This window comes from Microcoleus sp. K4-B3, from assembly GCF_036704615.1.
Classification (GTDB): Bacteria; Cyanobacteriota; Cyanobacteriia; order Cyanobacteriales; family Microcoleaceae; genus Microcoleus.
Window position 1 is genome coordinate 1 of sequence record NZ_JAUBSF010000078.1, and the last position, 17,784, is coordinate 17,784.

A 17,784-nucleotide genomic window follows, 5' to 3' on the forward strand; every position below is an offset into this window, starting at 1 on the left:
ACCAGCTACACCATTATAAAAATAAGCCTTACCGTCAGTTTTTTTGCCGCTTTTTCTTAAAAAAGAACAATCAATAACAGCAATAATTGTGTGTTCAGGGTTTAAGGCTTCTTTGAGAAAATATTGATTAAGTTGTGGAAAGTTAAAGCTTTTGAGAAAGTGACGACGGTAGGTTTTTTCACTCAAACAGCTATAACGACTGAGATTCGTGAAGTTGACCTTGCCATAGGCCAGCAAAATAGTTGAGAATAAAGTGATTAAAAACTTCTTTTGGGGTTGACTAATCCCTGGCATTTGTTGTAAGATGGATTCAATAATGTTCATAAGGCAATCTGTTGAGCTTGTGTGTTTTTATAGCTTAACCTAAAAGAGCGCCTTTTTTTCTGTTTATTTTGGGTTCCGATTGCACTCACTTTTTTCACTTCTCTATTTTATTGCGTAAGCATTCCTCTTTAAAAACTGTCCGGAGTATTGTTATTAAACTGTCAATAATATTAAACCGCCCCTAAACGCCAATTAACGCAGATGAATACTAAATTTGCCATACATACTAAGAATTCGTCATTTTTTTAAATAGCAACTTTTATTTTTGTTTGTGTCAATACTTTGAGCGCCCGCGCCGAGAAATTAAGATGTTTTGTAGATATTTGCCTCGACCCCAGCAGCGTTGAATTAAGTAAATCGGATATTCCAGGTGCTCCTTCTTATCCAGTCAGAACTATTTTAGGAACTCAACAGTTTAGTAACCAGAAATTGTTGGCGCAAATGGAAGTTAACTGCCAGCAGCGACAGTTTAGAACTGTCAGAGTTAGCGAAAATGGCGAAAATTGGTCAAATTTCGATCCGAGATGGACTTTAGTCGATCGCAACTCATCTTTGTCTCGGCTGGTTGACTATACTTGTCAATTGGCGATCGCAGAACAATAGAATCAATAAGTAGACCCAGAAAAAAAACAGAGCACCTATATCTTCAACCTTGGGCTTGCGGGTGCAAGTTTGAAAAGCAGCGCTTGAAACCGCCGAGTGTTAATATTACACTCAATCTAAAATCTAAAATCTAAAATCTAAAATCGAATGACCAACCCCAGCGAATACCGGCAAAGACGCGAACAGTTAATGGCAAAAATTGGCAGCGGGACGGCGATATTTCGCAGCGCGCCCGCAGCCGTCATGCACAACGATGTAGAATACGCATACCGACAAGATAGCGATTTTTTCTACTTAACCGGTTTCAACGAAGCTGCGGCGGTAGCAGTGATCGCGCCGCACCACGAAGAACACAAATTTGTCTTGTTTGTGCAGCCAAAAGACTTGGAAAAAGAAACTTGGCACGGTTATCGCGCCGGAGTAGAAGGCGCTAAGGAATTGTACGGGGCGGATGAAGCTTTCCCCATCGCCGAACTTGCGGAAAAATTGCCGAAATATTTAGAAAAAGCCGATCGCATATACTATCACTTCGGGCGCGATGGTACTTTCGACCAAACAGTCCTCAATCACTGGCAGCGCTTGATGGCAACCTACCCCAAACGCGGCACGGGCCCGACAGCAATCGAAGATTCCAACATCATTTTACACCCGATGCGGCTGGTAAAAAGTGAAACAGAATTAGCATTAATGCGAAAAGCTGCTAATATCTCAGTTGCAGCGCACAACCGCGCCCAAGAATTCGCCAAACCGGGCAGATACGAATATGAAATTCAAGCTGAAATAGAACATACTTTTGGCTTAAATGGCTGCACTCCCGCTTACCCTTCAATTGTTGCATCAGGTTACAATTCCTGCGTCCTGCACTATATCGAAAACAACCGACAAATGCAGGAAAACGATTTGTTGCTAATAGATGCTGGTTGTGCTTGCGGCTACTACAACGCTGATATTACTCGCACTTTTCCTGTCAGCGGCAAATTTACAGCCGAACAACAGATAATTTATGACTTAGTTTTGCAAGCACAATTGCAGGCAATTAGTCAAGTATATCCGGGGAATCCTTACAGCAAAATTCACGAAACAGCAGTGCGCGTTTTGGTGGAAGGTTTAATGGATTTAAAACTTTTGGTGGGGGACATTGAAGAGATAATTAAAGAAGAGAAATACAAGCCATTTTATATGCACCGCACTGGTCATTGGCTGGGATTAGACGTGCACGATGTCGGCGTTTATCAGTACGGCGAAAATCCGCAAGTTTTGCAGGCAGGACAAGTGCTGACGGTGGAACCGGGGATTTATATTTCTCCTTATATTAAACCCGTTGAAGGACAGCCGGAGGTTCCTGAAAAATGGCGCGGTATTGGCGTGAGAATTGAAGATGATGTTTTGGTGACAGTTGATTGTCATGAAGTTTTGACGGCTGGAGTTCCTAAATGAAGGAAGAAAAAAAGAAGTCAGGAAAGATTCTGACTAATTAAGTTGGCAGTGAAGGCTTGAGCTTTGTTAGTATTGGCTTGAAAAAGCTCAAGTCCGCAACAGCCAAACCTAGAGCCATTATGTGTATTGATCCTACCAAGATCGATCGACCTCTCGAAACCTGCGAAGCATTAGTAGCAGAGCAAAAAGCAAAAATTCGACAACTAGAAGAGCATTTGCAGCAGCAGAGAGAATTGTGCCAGAAATTAGAAGCACAACTCAAAGCAGTCGAGAATCCAGGCTTTTCGGGCTGCGCAACTGAATTTGATATCACCGAGGACGATCGCATTCGGTTAATCGCATCTCTGGAAAAAAGCCAGGAAATGTACCGAACTCTTATCAAACATTATCCTAATGGCTCGGTGTTTTTGTTCGATCGCGATTTGCGCTATACTCTGGTTGACGGCCAAGGGTTGGCAGTAGTTGGTTTGTCCAAAAAACAGTTGGAAGGCAAAACATTGTGGGAAGTATCGCCACCTGAAGATTTGCCACTTTTTGAGACTACATATCGCGCGGCTTTGGCAGGAAAAGAGAATACTTTTGAATATAAATACGGCGGTCGCGTTTATTCAATAACAGTTGCTCCAGTCAAAAACGACCGGGAAGAAATTTTTGCAGGAATGGTCGTTACTCAAGATATTACCGAAAAAAAACAGGCAGAAATAGCGCTGGAAGAAATCAAAAATCAGCTAGAAATTAAATATCAAAAGCGCACTGAAGAGCTAAGAATAGCTAACCAACAATTGCGGGAAGAAATTATGTATCGCTGGCGCGCCGAAGAATTTTTGCGGGAAAGCCAGGAACAGCTAGAACTGTTTTTTTCTCAATCTTTAGATGGCTTTTTCTTTATGATGCTGGACGAACCCGTGCACTGGGACGATACAGTTGACAAAGAAAAAGTTTTAGATTACGTATTTACTCACGGGCGGGTAACGAAGGCAAACGATGCTTTAATAGCTCAATACGGAGGTATTAGGGAACAGTTTATTGGCCGCACGCTTGACTCTTTATTCTCCCACAACTTTACTGGCTGCAGAGAGATAATCAAGCAATTTTTTGATGAAGGCCGAATTCACATCGAAAATGACAATCGCAAGTTTGATGGGGATCTAATTTGGGTGGAAGGCGACTATATTTGCATTTACGATTCCCACGGCAGAATCGTAGGCTATTTTGGCGGGCAGCGCGATATTAGCGATCGCAAAAAAACAGAAGCGACGATCAGAGATAGCGAAGAACGCTTTCGAGCAACCGTCGAACAAGCGGCAGTCGGCATTACCCACCCCGACAAAACAGGCCGCTATTTGCGAGTCAATCAAAAATTCTGCGAGATCGTGGGATATACTGCAAGCGAACTGCTGTCGCGAACTTGGATGGACGTTACTTACCCAGAAGATATAGATGCAGATTTAGAACAAAACAAGCAATTATTTGCCGGGGAAATTGACAGTTTTAAAATGGAAAAACGCTTGCTGCGCAAAGACGGCACTGTAGTTTGGGTAAATATTACAGTATCGCTAATCAAAGAACCGCTGAGCGGGGCAACTTACAATGTAGTCGTGACAGAAGATATTAGCGCTCGCAAAGAAACCGAAGCAGCACTAAAAGAAAGCGAAGAAAGGTTCCGACAGCTAGCAGAAAACATTGAAAGCGTGTTTTGGATGGTAAACGTTCAACCCCAGGAAATTATTTATATAAGTCCGGGTTACGAAAAAATTTGGGGCAGAAGCTGCGCTGATTTGTATGCTTACGGGCGCTTTTTTGCAGAGTCTGTCCATCCAGAAGATCGCGAGCGCGTTATTGCTAATTTAACTAAACAAATTGAGTCTGAAGACGAGATAGAATATCGAATTGTCAGGCCGGACGGCAAAATACGCTGGATTCGCGATCGGGCTTTTCCTATTAGAAATCAAGCTGGTCAAGTTTACCGCATCGTTGGCATTGCAGAAGATATAAGTGAAGGCAAACAGGCAGAAAAAGCCATCCGTGAAAGTGAAGAACGGTTCCGCCAACTAGCAGAAAATATCCAAGATTCCTTCTGGCTAATGTCTGCTGAATTCACTGATTTATTGTATCTGAGTCCAGCTTACGAACACATCTGGGGGCGCAGCAACGAAGAATTATATGCCGAGCCCTTAAAAATGATGGAGTGGGTGCATCCAGAAGATAAACATTTGTTGCAAGAGGCAATGGGGCGAGTGTTGCAGGGCGAGTCCACCAGTAACGAATATCGGATTTTTCTCCCAGACGGCACAATTCGCTGGGTGTGCGATCGAGCTTTTCCCATTTACGACGAATCGGGGAAAATTTACCGCATCGCGGGTATTGGCGAAGATATCAGCGATCGCAAATTTACCGAGGCCCGCATTCAAGCAGCACTCCGCGAAAAAGAAGTATTGCTCAAAGAAATTCACCACCGAGTCAAAAATAATATGCAGGTAATTTCCAGCTTGCTGCAACTTCAAGCTCAATACATTGAAGACGAAGCGATGCTAACTTTATTTGAAGAAAGCCAGACCCGCATCCATTCAATGGCTTTGATTCACGAGCAACTATATCAATCCGAACATCTCGATCGGATCGACCTCCCCCTCTACGTCGAAAACTTAGTTGCTAATTTGTATCAATCTTTTGGGTGCGGCAACACTGCGATCCAATTCACTCTCAACGTTGACCCCATTTGTTTAAACATAGAAACAGCGATTCCTTGCGGGTTAATTATTAACGAACTGGTTTCTAATTCGTTGAAATATGCCTTTTCCCCTAGCTTAGGAGGGGAAATTAGTATTAAATTTTATGAAGACAGTAATCAGCAATTTAACTTAACTATTCAAGATAACGGTCGAGGATTTCCGGAGGATTTTGACGTGGAAAATACTGAGACATTAGGATTGCAATTAGTTAAAATGTTGGCTTACCAATTAGAGGCAAGTATTGCCATTGACAGTCAGTGTGGAACTTGCTACAATCTAATTTTCAAAGAGTTAAATTATCGGCAGCGCATTTAAGGAAAAATGAACCCTATAAAAATTTTGGTTGTAGAAGACGAAGTTATTGTAGCGCAAGACATAGCAGGTAGATTAAAAAAACTCGGATATGTAGTAACAGCTACAGTTTCTTCAGGAGAAGAAGCAATTCAAAAAGCTATAGAAAACCCGCCAAATTTGGTGTTGATGGACATCGTGCTTAAAGGTGACATGGACGGAGTAACAGCGGCAGAAAAAATCCGAACTAATAGGAATGTGCCGACAGTATTTTTAACAGCTTATGCCGACGATCAAACGCTGCAAAGAGCGAAACTTACAGATCCATTCGGTTACATTATAAAACCCTTTCAACAACATGATTTACGGGTGGCGATCGAGATTGCCCTGCACAGACACGAAATCGAAACGAAGATGCGAGAAGCTCTCAAAGCCTCGGAAGCAGCCAGAGAGTCTGTGGAAGAAAAATCGCACCGCCAAAACCAGTATATTTCAATGGCCGCTCATGAATTGCGCAACCCGCTCAACGCGATTTTAATCTCTGCGGAACTCCTAGAGCTCGATCGAACTCGCAGCAGTGACGAATCCCAAGTTAGAACCCTGCGGCTGGTGCACTCAGCTACCCAAAAGATGAACCAGCTAATCGACGATATGCTGTTCATGGGGCGAGCAGAAGCAGGCCAACTCAAATGCAATCCATTACCGATAAATTTAGTCGAATTTTGTCAAGACTTGCTCGATCAATTGCAGTTAGGAAATGAAGCCAAGCACAAACTAACATTAATCCCGTCAGATGTTACCAGCGCGATGTTAGATCAACAATTGCTGCACGGCATTCTCTCCAACTTAATCGTCAACGCCATCAAATATTCCCCAAACGGCGGGAAAGTCACCTTGGAATTGGAATACCGTCAAGCAGGCGAGGGAGACAAAGAAGCTATTTTCTGCTTATCTCCTCACTGTTTGTTTAGCAATTCCCAATTTATAAATAGTAACTCTCCCTCACTAATTATGCGTATCCGAGACGAAGGTATCGGCATCCCAGAAACCGAAGTAAGGAAAATATTTGAAATGTTTTACCGCTGCAAGAATACTGGAAAGATTAAAGGTAACGGTTTGGGATTAACAATTGTTAAAAAAGCTGTGGAATTGCAAGGAGGTGCGATCGCCTGCGAAAGCAAAATCGGCGTTGGTACAACCTTCACAGTCGCGCTTCCTTACCTTGCCCTTTCCTCTAAGACTCAATTGTCGAAAACTTAAATGCAGGCAACGGAGGACACGGCAATGCCGTTTCCCTACCCCAAAATAATCATGATCCCTTGATGAGAGATGCAACCATCGCCCGATTAATTGTAGGGACACGGCAGTGCCGTGTCCTGACTTTGGCTAATATCAATTCCGATGCCACTAATCAAAGTGTTGCAAAATCCACTCAACCGCCGTCACTAAATTTGCTGCAATAAAATCCGGTTTAGTATGGTGCTGATACTCCCCGCTCAACACGCTTTCTCCGTAACCAGTCTGCACCAAAATGCCAGTACAGCCGGCATTGTGAGCCATATCAACATCAGTCGCTTTATCCCCCACCATAAAACTATTCGGCAAATCCAAATCGTGTTCCCAAGCCGCCGCTACCAACATCCCCGTATTTGGTTTTCGCCAAGTCGAATACCTCGTAAATTCGGGGTTTGTTCCGCCTTCGGCTGCGCTTAAATAAGGACAGTAATAAAGAGCATCTAACTTGGCTCCTGCTTCATTTTCTAAAAACTGACACAGGCGTTTGTGCAAAGCTTCTACGTGGCTAATCGGATTATAACCCCTCGCTGGACCCGATTGATTGGAAACCAAACAGCAAAATATTTGTCGGTCATTTAAACGGCGTACAGCTTCAGCTATTCCGGGGATTAAATGCAAATCTTCTACTTTGTGGATGTAGCCCACTTCGATATTGAGAACGCCATCGCGATCGAGAAATACTGCTCGTTTCATTGTTGTATTGTTTTTGATATAACTCGGCGATTGAAATCGCGTCTACACAAACAAAGTCCGCCTGCGCGGACTGAAGAGAAAAAATGCAAATCTAGGTAAACTCATCATTCTAAAATAGATTGTTTTCCCAGCCATTCGCGGAAACTATCATGATACAAACTATAGCAAATTTTTCCTCCGATTTCCTGCTTATTTAAGAATTCGATCCAATTGTCTAACACTTTTTCAACATCGTATTCATCCTCATCAATTATATTGGATATCGCACTTACAGACAAACCTGCTGTAGATCGTACCAAAACATTGAGCACAGACAAGTCAACTGCCGATAAAGCATCACCTCTCATCCGCAGCCAGTGGTTTTGATAATACGCTGCTAAACCGGGAGGAAGTTCAGAGACAAGTGAGGATTCCCCCAGATTAGCATCGGGGCGTGAATTCTCGTTAATGGCAGGTAACATCTGACTCAGATACATGAAATTGTTTTCGCTGACAGTTGCGAGTTGTTGGCAGAATTCGGGTTGAGTTAAATCCGGTGCAGTCGATCGGTATTCCTGAATGTAGTTCAGGGCATCTTCGCGATTTTGGGCGGGATAATCTCTTAAATCGAGGGTTTGAGAGGGCGTTTCAATTAACAAACCGGATTTTTCTCTCAAAAACGGGCGGCGGGCGAGGATAAAATAAGTACGATCGCCCAAATATCTCGGCAGATAAAACAGATTTGAGCTCGGAGGCTGACTCGTGCGGGCGATCGCGTCTACAGAATCAATGACAATTATCAACTTTTCGCGATGACGTGCCGTCTCGCAAGCTACGTCTAATTTATCGCTAATTTGCTGAAGCAACAAAGACAGAAACCAACTCCCATCATCGGATTCGAGATTTTGAATTTGCGATTTGAGCTTGACAATTTCGGATGTTTCCCCATTGGCGGCAAGGTATTTGTCAATCAGTTGAGTGCAGACAGAAGCGAGAAAATCTTCAGCTCGATTTTTGCCTTCAACTCCAGCGTTGTAATAGATACAGCGAGGATGGGCCCTGACATATTGGGCGAGGATGGAACTTTTGCCGCAGCCGGGAGTGCCGACAATTGTGAAATAACCGCGGCTGTGGGAGTCTAGAAAGTCGGAAATCGCAGAAAAAACAAACTTGCGGCCTGTAAAATTCTCGGTTTTTTCTCGCAGGAGTTGCTGAAATTCTTTTGGGTAAGCAGCGGTAGAGATGGGAGTTGACAGAGGTGAGGAATTCATGTTAGTGCCTCCACCCCTTCTAGCTGCAGGAAATATACGCGGCCGGATGCGTCGCCTGCGACAATTGTTACTCCATCGGGTGCAATAGCGCAACAGGCGATCGAACTTTCGCTCGTGAAACTAGCAATGCCATTTCCAGTGGTTAAATCCCAGACTTTGAGGATTTTTTCCCATGAACCTGAAATCGCCCGCTTGCCATCAGCAGTGACGGCTAACCCATTTACCGAGTAGCTATGACCTTCGAGAGTAAACAGTTCGTTTCTAGTTATTAAATCCCAGACTTTGAGAGTGTTGTCATCTGAACCAGAAATTGCCCGCTTGCCATCAGTAGTGACGACCACTGCATATACTGAGTCTCTGTGACCTTCGAGAGTAAACAGTTCGTTTCCAGTGGTTAAATCCCAGACTTTGAGGGTTTTGTCTGCTGAACCAGAAATCGCCCGCTTGCCATCCTCCGTGACGGCTACCGAATTTACCGAGTAAATGTGACCTTCGAGAGTAAACAGTTCGTTTCCATTCAACAAATCCCAGACTTTGAGGGTGTTGTCTCTTGAACCAGAAATCACCCGCTTGCCATCCTCCGTGACGGCTACTGCTTTTACCCACTGGCTGTGACCATTGAGAGTAAACTCTTCCTTTCCAGTGGTTAAATCCCAGACTTTTAGGGTTTTGTCACATGAACCGGAAATCGCCCGCTTGCCATCCTCGGTGACGGCTAGTGCGATTACTGAGTCCCTATGACCTGTGAGAGTAAATATTTCATTTCCAGTTGTTAAATCCCAAACTTTGAGGGTTTTGTCTGTTGAAACAGAAATGGACATTTTGCCATCACCAGTGACAGCTACTGCATTTACCCAGTTGCTATGACCTTTGAGAGTAAACAGTTCCTTTCCTTTCGTTAAATCCCAGACTTTGAGGGTGTTGTCCGATGAACCTGAAATTGACATTTTGCCATCACCAGTGACAGCTACTGTATTTACCCAGTCGCTATGAGCTTTGAAAATAAACTGTTCCTTTTGGGTTGTTAAATCCCAGACTTTGAGGGTTTTGTCCCACGAACCAGAAATTGCTCGTTTCCCGTCAGCAGTGACGGCTATTGCATTTACTGAGTAGCTATGACCTTCGAGAGTAAACTCTTCCTTTCTAGTAGTTAAATCCCAGATTTTGATGGTTTTGTCCCACGAACCAAAAATTGCTCGTTTCCCGTCAGCAGTGACGGCTATTGCATTTACCAAGTAGCTGTGAGCTTTGACAGTAAACTGTTCCTTTCCAGTGGTTAAATCCCAGACTTTTAGGGTTTTGTCCGATGAACCAGAAACTGCCACTTTTCCATCAGCAGTGACGGCTACTGCATTTACCCAGTCGCTATGACCTGTGAGAGTAAACATTTCGTTTCTAGTTATTAAATCCCAGACTTTGAGGGTGTTGTCTAGTGAACCAGAAACTGCCATTTTTCCATCAGCAGTGATGGCTACTGCTTTTACCCACTGGCTATGACCATGGAGAGTAAACAGTTCTTTTCTAGTTGTTAAATTCCAGACTTTGAGGGTGTTGTCCGATGAACCTGAAACTGCCCGCTTGCCATCACCAGTGACGGCTACTGCATATACTGAGTCACTGTGACTATGGAGAGTAAACAGTTCCTTTCGAGTTGTTAAATCCCAGACTTTAAGGCTGTTGTCAGATGAACCGGAAATTGCCATTTTGCCATCAGCAGTGATGGCTACTGCATTTACTGAATAGGTATGACCATTGAGAGTAAACTGTTCATCTCCTGTGGTTAAATCCCAGACTTTGAGGGTTTTGTCCGATGCACCAGAAACTACCATTTTGCCATCTCCACTGACGGCTACTGCATTTACTGAGTTTCTGTGACCTTCTAGAGTGCGTAGCAATCCCCTGCGAGGCGGAGTTAAACAGGGTGTCAAAGGACGCAACCAAGGTGATTCTTTCCACTGCTTTGCTACCTCCAGCATTGCCTGAATCTCTGGGGTTTCAAAGTACAGTAAGCGCCCTAACAATTGCTCCGCCAGTCTTGCCTTATCTCGCTCCAAAATATCGGCTGACATCCACAGTACCGCTTGAATCAAGTTCAGGGCTTTCGCTGCTTCTGGATTGTACTCTGGGTGAATTACTGCTTCTGAATCGTCAACCAAATTGAAATCATCAATCAGTGCCTGCACCCCCAACTCAGGATGCTGAATTTTGGCAATCAAAAAGTTAAAATCTGTCAGTCTTTGATAATACTTTTCTAAATTTCCTGACTTGACATAATTTGGCAGTAAGCTGCCCAGATAAGCACGTTGATAGAAAAGTGGTTTAGCCGCTAACTTGTCAGCAAATTCTCCCATCTCACGCCATCCCCTCTTCTAAATACTCAGTAATCCCTTCTAGTCGCAGGAAATATACGCGGCCGGATGCGTCGCCTGCCACAATTGTGACTCCATCGGGTGCAATGGCGCAACAGGCGATCGAACTTTCACCCGTGAAACTGGCAATGATATTTCCACTCGACAAATCCCAGACTTTGAGAGTGTTGTCTCTTGAACCAGAAATCGCCAGCTTGCCATCAGCAGTGACGGCTACTGCTTGTACCGACTTGCTATGACCTTTGAGAGTAAACAGTTCATTTCCAGTGGTTAAATCCCAGACTTTAAGAGTTTTGTCTGTTGAACCAGAAATAGCCCGCTTGCCATCAGCAGTAGTAGCGACTGCTATTACCGACTTGCTGTGACCCGTGAGGGTAAAAAGTTGCCTTGGAGCTATTGGATTTCTCCAAATAAAAGCTAACAATTCCCTCCTTATTTCTAAATCCCAGACTTTGATGGTGTTGTCCGACGAACCAGAAATGGCCCGCTTCCCATCAGTGGTGACGGCGACTGCATTTACCGAGTCCCTGTGACCTTTGAGCGTAAACAGTTCCTCTCGATTTACTAAATCCCAAACTTTGAGGGTGTCGTCCCGTGAACCAGAAATCGCCCGCTTCCCATCAGTGGTGACGGCGACTGCGTATACCAAGTCCCTGTGACCTTGAAGCGTAAACAGTTCATCTTCAGTTTCTAAATCCCAAACTTTGAGGGTGTGGTTCCGTGAACTAGAAATCGCCCGCTTGCCATCAGCGGTGACGGCGACTGCACTTACTGAGTCCCTATGACCTTTGAGAGTAAACTTTTCATTTCCAGTTGTTAAATCCCAAACTTTAAGGGTGTTGTCCGACGAACCGGAAATCGCCCACTTCCCATCAGCAGTGACGGCTATTGCTTTTACCAAGTAGCTGCGATCTTTGATGCTAAACAGTTTATCTCCAGTTGTTAAATCCCAGACTTTGAGGGTGTTGTCCGACGAACCAGAAATCACTCGCTTGCCATCAGCAGTTACGGCTACTGCATTTATCGAGTCCATGTGACCTGTAAGCGTAAACAGTTCCTTTCCAGTTGTTAAATCCCAAACTTTGAGGATGTTTTCCGACGAACCGGAAATCGCTCGCTTCCCATCAGCAGTGACGGCTATTGCTTTTACCCTGTGACCTTTAAAAGTAAAGAGTTCCTTTCCAGTTGTTAAACCCCAGACTTTGAGTGTGTTGTCCGACGAACCAGAAATCGCCCGCTTGCCATCGGGGGTGACGGCGACTGCTTTTACCCAGTCGCTGTGACCTTTAAGAGTAAAGAGTTCATTTCCAGTGGTTAAATCCCAAACTTTGAGGCTGTTGTCCGACGAACCGGAAATGGCCAGCTTGTCATCAGCAGTGACGGCTACTGCTTTTATCGAGTCGCTGTGACCTTTAAAAGTAAAGAGTTCCTTTCGAGTTGTTAAATCCCAGACTTTGAGGGTGTAGTCCGACGAACCAGAAATCGCCCGCTTGCCATCAGAAGTGACGGCTACTGCTGTTACCCAGCTACTATGATCTTTAAGAGTAAACTGTTCATTTCCAGTGGTTAAATCCCAGACTTTGAGAGTGTTGTCGGATGAACCAGAAATTGCCCGCTTGCCATCAGCAGTGACGGCTACTGCATTTATCGAGTTGCTGTGACCTTTTAAAATAAACAGTTCATCGCCAGTGGTTAAATCCCAGACTTTGATGGTGTTGTCCGACGAACCAGAAATTGCTCGCTTGCCATCAGCAGTGACAGCGACTGCATTTACCGAGTTTCTGTGACCGTCGAGGGTGCGTAGCAGTCCCCTTCGAGGGGGAGTTAAACAAGGTGTCAAAGGACGCAACCAAGGTGCTGCTTTCCACTGCTTTGCTACTTCCAGCATTGCCTGAATAGGAGGCATTTCAAAGTACAGCAAGCGCCCTAACAATTGTTCCGCCAGTTTGGTTTTATCTCGCTCCAAAATATCGGCTGACATCCACAGTACCCTTAAAATCAAGTTCAGGGCTTTCGCTGTTTCTGGGTTGTATTCTGGGTGAGTTACTACTTCAGAAGCGTTAACTAAATTGAAATCATCAATCAGTGCCTGCAACCCAAACTCAGGATGCTGAATCTTTGCCATCAGGAAGTTAAAATCAGTCATTCTTTGATAATACTTTTCTAAATGACCTGACTTGACATGATTTGGCAGTAAGCTGCCCAGATAAGCACGTTGATAGAAAAGTGGTTTGGCCGCTAACTTGTCAGCAAATTCTCCCATATCACGCCATCCCATCTTCTAAATACTCAGCAATCCGTTGATTTACTTCCTGAAAAATTCTCCGCTTTGAATCCATCTCCCGTTTTGCTTTCAGAAAGTCAAGGAAACTAGCATGATAGATGGTATAGCAGATTTCTCTGTCTAAATTCTGCTTTTTCAAATACTCAACCCACTCATCTAAAACGTTTCCCACATCGCATTCATCCACCTTGGCAATTCCAGCAATCATCTCGCAGGGAATCGGCGTGCCAATCTCTAGTAAAATATACAAGACATTTTCCATCAATTGTCCTGGCTTAGCTTCCATCCCCATCCGCACCCAATGGCTTTGATAATACTCTAGCAACCCATCTGGCAATTGCGTTAAACTCAAGTCATTGTAATCGCCCTTAGCAATTGCGGGCAAAACATACCGCAAATACATAAAATTGTTTTCGCTCTTTTTTGCCACTTCTTCGACAAAAGTTGTATCGGTAATGCTGCGGTCTTGAATCCATTTTCTAAGTGCATCTTTATACTCAGAATCGGAATTTATCACAACATACTGAATATACTGTTTGATATCATTCTGATTGAAATGAACATAGTCGCTGTCTCTTAAATCTAAGTCTTTTACCGGAACTCCCGGAGATACGGCCAGCCGCCTTTGACCGAGGTTAAAGGGTCGCCGCGTCAGCAGGAAATATACGTTATTGGGCAGAGTTGTCGGTAAATGTAAAAGATTTTCTCCCGGTTCTTGTTCGACTTCATCTAGTGCATCAACTGCAATTACCAAACCTTCGCCCGCCGTGAGTTTCCCCGCCACCGTGGCCAGTAATTTCGGTAAATCGGCGTCTTCTGAATTTGGCAATTGATAGCGGTCAATTAATTGCCGGCGAATGCTCTTCAAAAACAATTCTGGTCGGTTGCGGCGTTCGACGAGAATATTGAAATAGCAGGGAGATGTATGTTCCCAGACGTATTTGGCAACGATCGAACTTTTGCCCATTCCTGCATCCCCGACGATCGTAAAATAACCGTGAGGATTTTCGGTGATAAATTGCTGAAACGTCTCAAAAACAAATTGGCGGCCGCAAAACCTCCGAATTTTTTCTTCTATTAACGATCTAAATTCTTCAGGGTAGGGGGCAAATACTGGGTCTGGTTTTGGATAATAGTTCTGTTTTAATTTTATAAACAATATATCCAATTTTCCGGCACCGTTTTGGTCAAGAAGTTGAGGAAAAGTATTTCCAAATTTCTTGTAAATCACTCCCATCCGCTGTTTTACAGTAGCTTCTGCTATGCTTAATTCTACTGAAAGCTGTGCCTGATTTCGGGGTTCTCTTTCAGGAGAGGAGAGCGCTGCTAATAATGTTTCTGTTTGTTCCATCGATAATCCATGTATCCCAGATTCGCGTCTAAGGAATTCTTGCCAATCCATCTAGGTTAACCCCTAATTTAACTTTATTACAACTTACGCGTCATGCACTTAAATCATCCTGAGCCTTGCCAAGGATCTCTTAGACGGCTGGGATGCTTCGCAGTCCTGAGCCTTGCGAAGGATAGGGACTCTGCATGACAGTAGTTTAATTATACCTTGAGTATACTTTGATTATACCGACCTCTAATAGACCTAACTTTATACCTCTGGTCAACTTCACTCAATTAAAGTGATGCCATGATTTGATCAGAACACAGACAAGCAGTTATTGATAAACAAGAGAGGTCAGTCAAATGAATTTTAAATTATTGGGCAACTCGCACCGTGACGAAGATAACTTAGATGAAATTTCGTCTGATGGGATAGGTATTAAACTGATTGGCAAAATTGCCGACGAGCTAAGTTATACCCGCACGTCTGAGGGTCGAAACTGTCTGTTAATTGTCAAATATTTTCAGCCAGCTTTAGTACCATCCCAACCTAGCACTCAAGCTGGTTTTTTTAAGCGTGCGATCGACGTTTTACACAGTTTCAACTGGCTTCAAGAGCAACGAAATTCCCAATCCGAGCCAAGTTATAACCAGCCCTTTCATAAAATTAAAATTCAACTAAATAGCGATCTCCAGGCTGTTACTCAAGTTTTATGGTGGGTTGATGCAGTTTTTTTTTAGAGCCTCTACCCATTCCCGAAACAGTTTTGCAGCTTTGTAAACTTGCTGCGATCGAGGGTTTTGCCCATGCTGTTCGCCACGCCCACAAAAATCAGTCAGTAGAAACTCCGAAAATAGAACTGGCGATCGCAGTATTTAACGAACGCCTAGAGATCGAAATATGGGATTGGGGCAAGCCTTTTGACCTCAAGACAAAGCTGAAAGAAGAATTGCCCGAAAAAACTCTGTTTAGTTGGAACGACTTGAGCTTTACTCTTCACTAAAGCTGTTCTGAAATTGCCAGTTGTCCATTGACAGTAGGAAGAAAATTTTTTGTGATGACTACTGATACTGCTCCCAAAATTCTGGTTGTGGATGATGACCCGTCCATCCGCACTCTAGTTCATCGTTTTTTAACTCAGAAATATCAAGTAGATTCGGCAGCAGATGGCGAGACGGCTTTAGAATTGTTTGAGAAATTCAAGCCACTGCTAGTAGTTCTTGATTGGAATTTGCCGGATACTACAGGCTATCACCTCTGCCAAGAAATGCAGCGCCGTACTAATGTTTTTGTGGTAATGCTAAGCAGCCGCACCGACGAAGCTGATAAAGTTAAAATCCTGTCCGCTGGTGCGGATGACTATATCTGCAAACCCTTTGGTTTGGCCGAGTTGGCAATTCGTATCGAAGTTGTGTTGAGACGCATGAGGCCTGTCACTCCATCGCGTATTGTATTCGATCGATTCGCGATCGATTCAGCGCGCCGGGAAGCAACACTCAACGATCGCATTATCAAGTTAACAGCCTTGGAATTTAATATTTTGTATTTGTTGGCAAGTCATTCCGGTGAATCTTGGAGTCGCCAACAGCTAATCGAAAAAATCTGGGGGTGGAACTGCGACGACACAGGAGAAGACCAACTTGTTACCGTACATATTGGTCAGATTCGCAAGAAAATGATTCAAGCTGATGCTACGGGGTCGCAGTTTATTAAAACTATTCGGGGTTACGGTTACAGGTTCGACCCGCCCTCTGGCACGGCAATGGCAATTTGCCAATTTATCTAGGCGACGGAGGACACGGCAATGCCGTTTCCCTACCCCAAAACGATCGTAGCTTGCGGGGCGGAACGCCATCGCCCTTGATGAGAAATGCAACCATCGCCTGATTAATTGTAGGGACACGGCAATGCCGTTTCCTAGGCGACGGAGGACACGGCAATGCCGTTTCCCTACCCCAAAATGATCGTAGCTTGCGGGGCGGAACGCCATCGCCCTTGATGAGATATGCAACCATCGCCTGATTAATGGTAGGGACACGGCAGTGCCGTGTCCTGACTTAGATATCCTAGTTTTTAGCCGCCCCAAACCTTCTTCAAAACATCTTGAGGAGAGATGTCTGCCATTTTGCCAGTAGGAGATTTAATCCCCAAAAATCGATCGCTCTTGGGCAGCAATTTCGCCGGTTCAGTCGGGCCGAACAAAGCTATTGTATAAGTTTGAACCGCCACAGCTAAGTGCATCGGCGCACTGTCAGTACATATCATCAAATTAGCAGCAGCAATAGTGGCAGCCAACTTGCCGACATCATCCGGCGAGATAACTTTTACATTCGGACATAACTCGACTAACTTTGTCACGAAGTCTGCATCTTCGGGGCCTTTCACAACAACAACAGGCAAATTCGGCTGCCGCTGCTGACAATCTTCAATTATTTGCTTCCATTTGTCTGTAGGGTAAATTTTGTCAATACCTTTAGACACAGCTAATTGACTGGAACCGCCGTGAATTAGAATGTAACCGCTTTCTTTTACGCCCAACCGCTGCTGTTCGGCTTCCGCCCACTGAATGTCCTGTTTAGGTACATTAATTGCGATCGCCGGACAAGGATTTGTAATGTTTAATCCTTGCAGCAAATCGTGGTACATTGAAGCCGCGTACTGTTCAGTTTTCAGCGGTACTGCAGCGGTGAGAAATCGAGCACCGTTGGTTCCCGAATAGCCAACTCTCTGCGGAATGCCGGTCAGCCACAGCAGCAGCCCTACAGTCCACCGCTGGCCTAGGGAAATAACTGCTTCGTATTCGCGATCGCGAATTACGCCCAGTAAATTGCCCCAATCTGCCATAGCGTTGCGGTCTTTGAAATTGTACGTCAAAACTTCTTTGACGGACTTGCAGACTCGGTAAGCGCCCTTTGCCCTCGGTTCCACGATGACATCAATTTGCGCCTCTGGATAAGACTGCTTGAGGTCATCAAGGGTGGGGAAAAATAAAATTTGGTCGCCAATCCCGCCAGGGACAAGTGCTAGTATTCGCATCATAAACGATCGGGCTATTATCTATCGAGGTAGCTCTCAGCGATCGGTCTTCAGCTATCAGCTTATAGTATTTCTAGACTTTAAAAGCTACTGGCTGACAGCTAAACAACTGACCCAAAAGTACAGGACGCTCTTA

14 protein-coding genes are annotated in these 17,784 nt (G+C 44.4%); 7 read left to right on the forward strand and 7 right to left on the reverse strand.

What is annotated here, in order from left to right; all coding sequences use genetic code 11:
- On the reverse strand, window positions 1-324 hold a 324-nt coding region (locus QUA78_RS25000), incomplete at its 3' end, for a hypothetical protein (RefSeq protein ID WP_333302547.1).
- A 282-nt stretch (window positions 325-606) separates the two neighbouring features.
- Here QUA78_RS25000 and QUA78_RS25005 point away from each other — a divergent pair.
- From QUA78_RS25005 to QUA78_RS25020, 4 genes are all read left to right on the forward strand, one after another.
- Window positions 607-927, forward strand: coding sequence for a hypothetical protein (locus QUA78_RS25005; RefSeq protein WP_333302546.1), 321 nt, complete (start codon window positions 607-609; stop codon window positions 925-927).
- Between the two features lie 147 nt (window positions 928-1,074).
- Entirely contained in the window at window positions 1,075-2,364 is a 1,290-nt protein-coding gene (locus QUA78_RS25010) for an aminopeptidase P N-terminal domain-containing protein (RefSeq protein ID WP_333302544.1), read from the forward strand.
- 119 nt (window positions 2,365-2,483) lie between these two features.
- Window positions 2,484-5,411: a PAS domain S-box protein gene (locus QUA78_RS25015; protein WP_333302542.1), complete on the forward strand. Its 2,928-nt coding sequence runs from the start codon at window positions 2,484-2,486 to the stop codon at window positions 5,409-5,411.
- A gap of 6 nt (window positions 5,412-5,417) precedes the next feature.
- Window positions 5,418-6,647, forward strand: coding sequence for an ATP-binding protein (locus tag QUA78_RS25020; protein WP_333302540.1), 1,230 nt, complete (start codon window positions 5,418-5,420; stop codon window positions 6,645-6,647).
- A gap of 147 nt (window positions 6,648-6,794) precedes the next feature.
- Here QUA78_RS25020 and QUA78_RS25025 read toward each other — a convergent pair whose 3' ends face one another.
- The 5 genes from QUA78_RS25025 to QUA78_RS25045 form a co-directional block, all read right to left on the reverse strand.
- On the reverse strand, window positions 6,795-7,376 hold the full coding sequence (locus QUA78_RS25025; RefSeq protein WP_333302538.1) for an HAD family hydrolase: 582 nt from the start codon (window positions 7,374-7,376) through the stop codon (window positions 6,795-6,797).
- A gap of 104 nt (window positions 7,377-7,480) precedes the next feature.
- Entirely contained in the window at window positions 7,481-8,626 is a 1,146-nt protein-coding gene (locus QUA78_RS25030) for an ATP-binding protein (RefSeq protein WP_333302536.1), read from the reverse strand.
- A complete protein-coding gene (locus QUA78_RS25035) occupies window positions 8,623-10,977 on the reverse strand; it encodes a WD40 repeat domain-containing protein (RefSeq protein ID WP_333302535.1) in 2,355 nt (784 codons plus the stop codon). The genes QUA78_RS25030 and QUA78_RS25035 overlap by 4 nt, the downstream gene beginning before the upstream one ends.
- A 1-nt stretch (window position 10,978) precedes the next feature.
- Window positions 10,979-13,273: a WD40 repeat domain-containing protein gene (locus QUA78_RS25040; RefSeq protein WP_333302534.1), complete on the reverse strand. Its 2,295-nt coding sequence runs from the start codon at window positions 13,271-13,273 to the stop codon at window positions 10,979-10,981.
- The gene (locus tag QUA78_RS25045) at window positions 13,260-14,630 is read right to left on the reverse strand and encodes a transcriptional regulator (RefSeq protein ID WP_333302532.1); all 1,371 of its coding nucleotides are present in this window, start codon (window positions 14,628-14,630) and stop codon (window positions 13,260-13,262) included. Before QUA78_RS25045 ends, QUA78_RS25040 begins: the two co-directional genes overlap by 14 nt.
- A 344-nt stretch (window positions 14,631-14,974) precedes the next feature.
- On the opposite strand from QUA78_RS25045, the gene QUA78_RS25050 reads away from it, so the two are divergent.
- Genes QUA78_RS25050 through QUA78_RS25060 form a run of 3 tightly spaced genes read left to right on the forward strand, consistent with a single transcriptional unit; the run spans window position 14,975 to window position 16,398 of the window.
- On the forward strand, window positions 14,975-15,352 hold the full coding sequence (locus QUA78_RS25050; protein ID WP_333302530.1) for a hypothetical protein: 378 nt from the start codon (window positions 14,975-14,977) through the stop codon (window positions 15,350-15,352).
- 26 nt (window positions 15,353-15,378) lie between these two features.
- On the forward strand, window positions 15,379-15,615 hold the full coding sequence (locus QUA78_RS25055) for an ATP-binding protein (RefSeq protein WP_333302528.1): 237 nt from the start codon (window positions 15,379-15,381) through the stop codon (window positions 15,613-15,615).
- 54 nt (window positions 15,616-15,669) lie between these two features.
- Window positions 15,670-16,398: a response regulator transcription factor gene (locus tag QUA78_RS25060; protein WP_333302527.1), complete on the forward strand. Its 729-nt coding sequence runs from the start codon at window positions 15,670-15,672 to the stop codon at window positions 16,396-16,398.
- A 287-nt stretch (window positions 16,399-16,685) separates the two neighbouring features.
- Here QUA78_RS25060 and QUA78_RS25065 read toward each other — a convergent pair whose 3' ends face one another.
- Window positions 16,686-17,648, reverse strand: coding sequence for a glycosyltransferase family 9 protein (locus QUA78_RS25065; RefSeq protein ID WP_333302549.1), 963 nt, complete (start codon window positions 17,646-17,648; stop codon window positions 16,686-16,688).
- Between the last annotated feature and the right edge of the window lie 136 nt (window positions 17,649-17,784).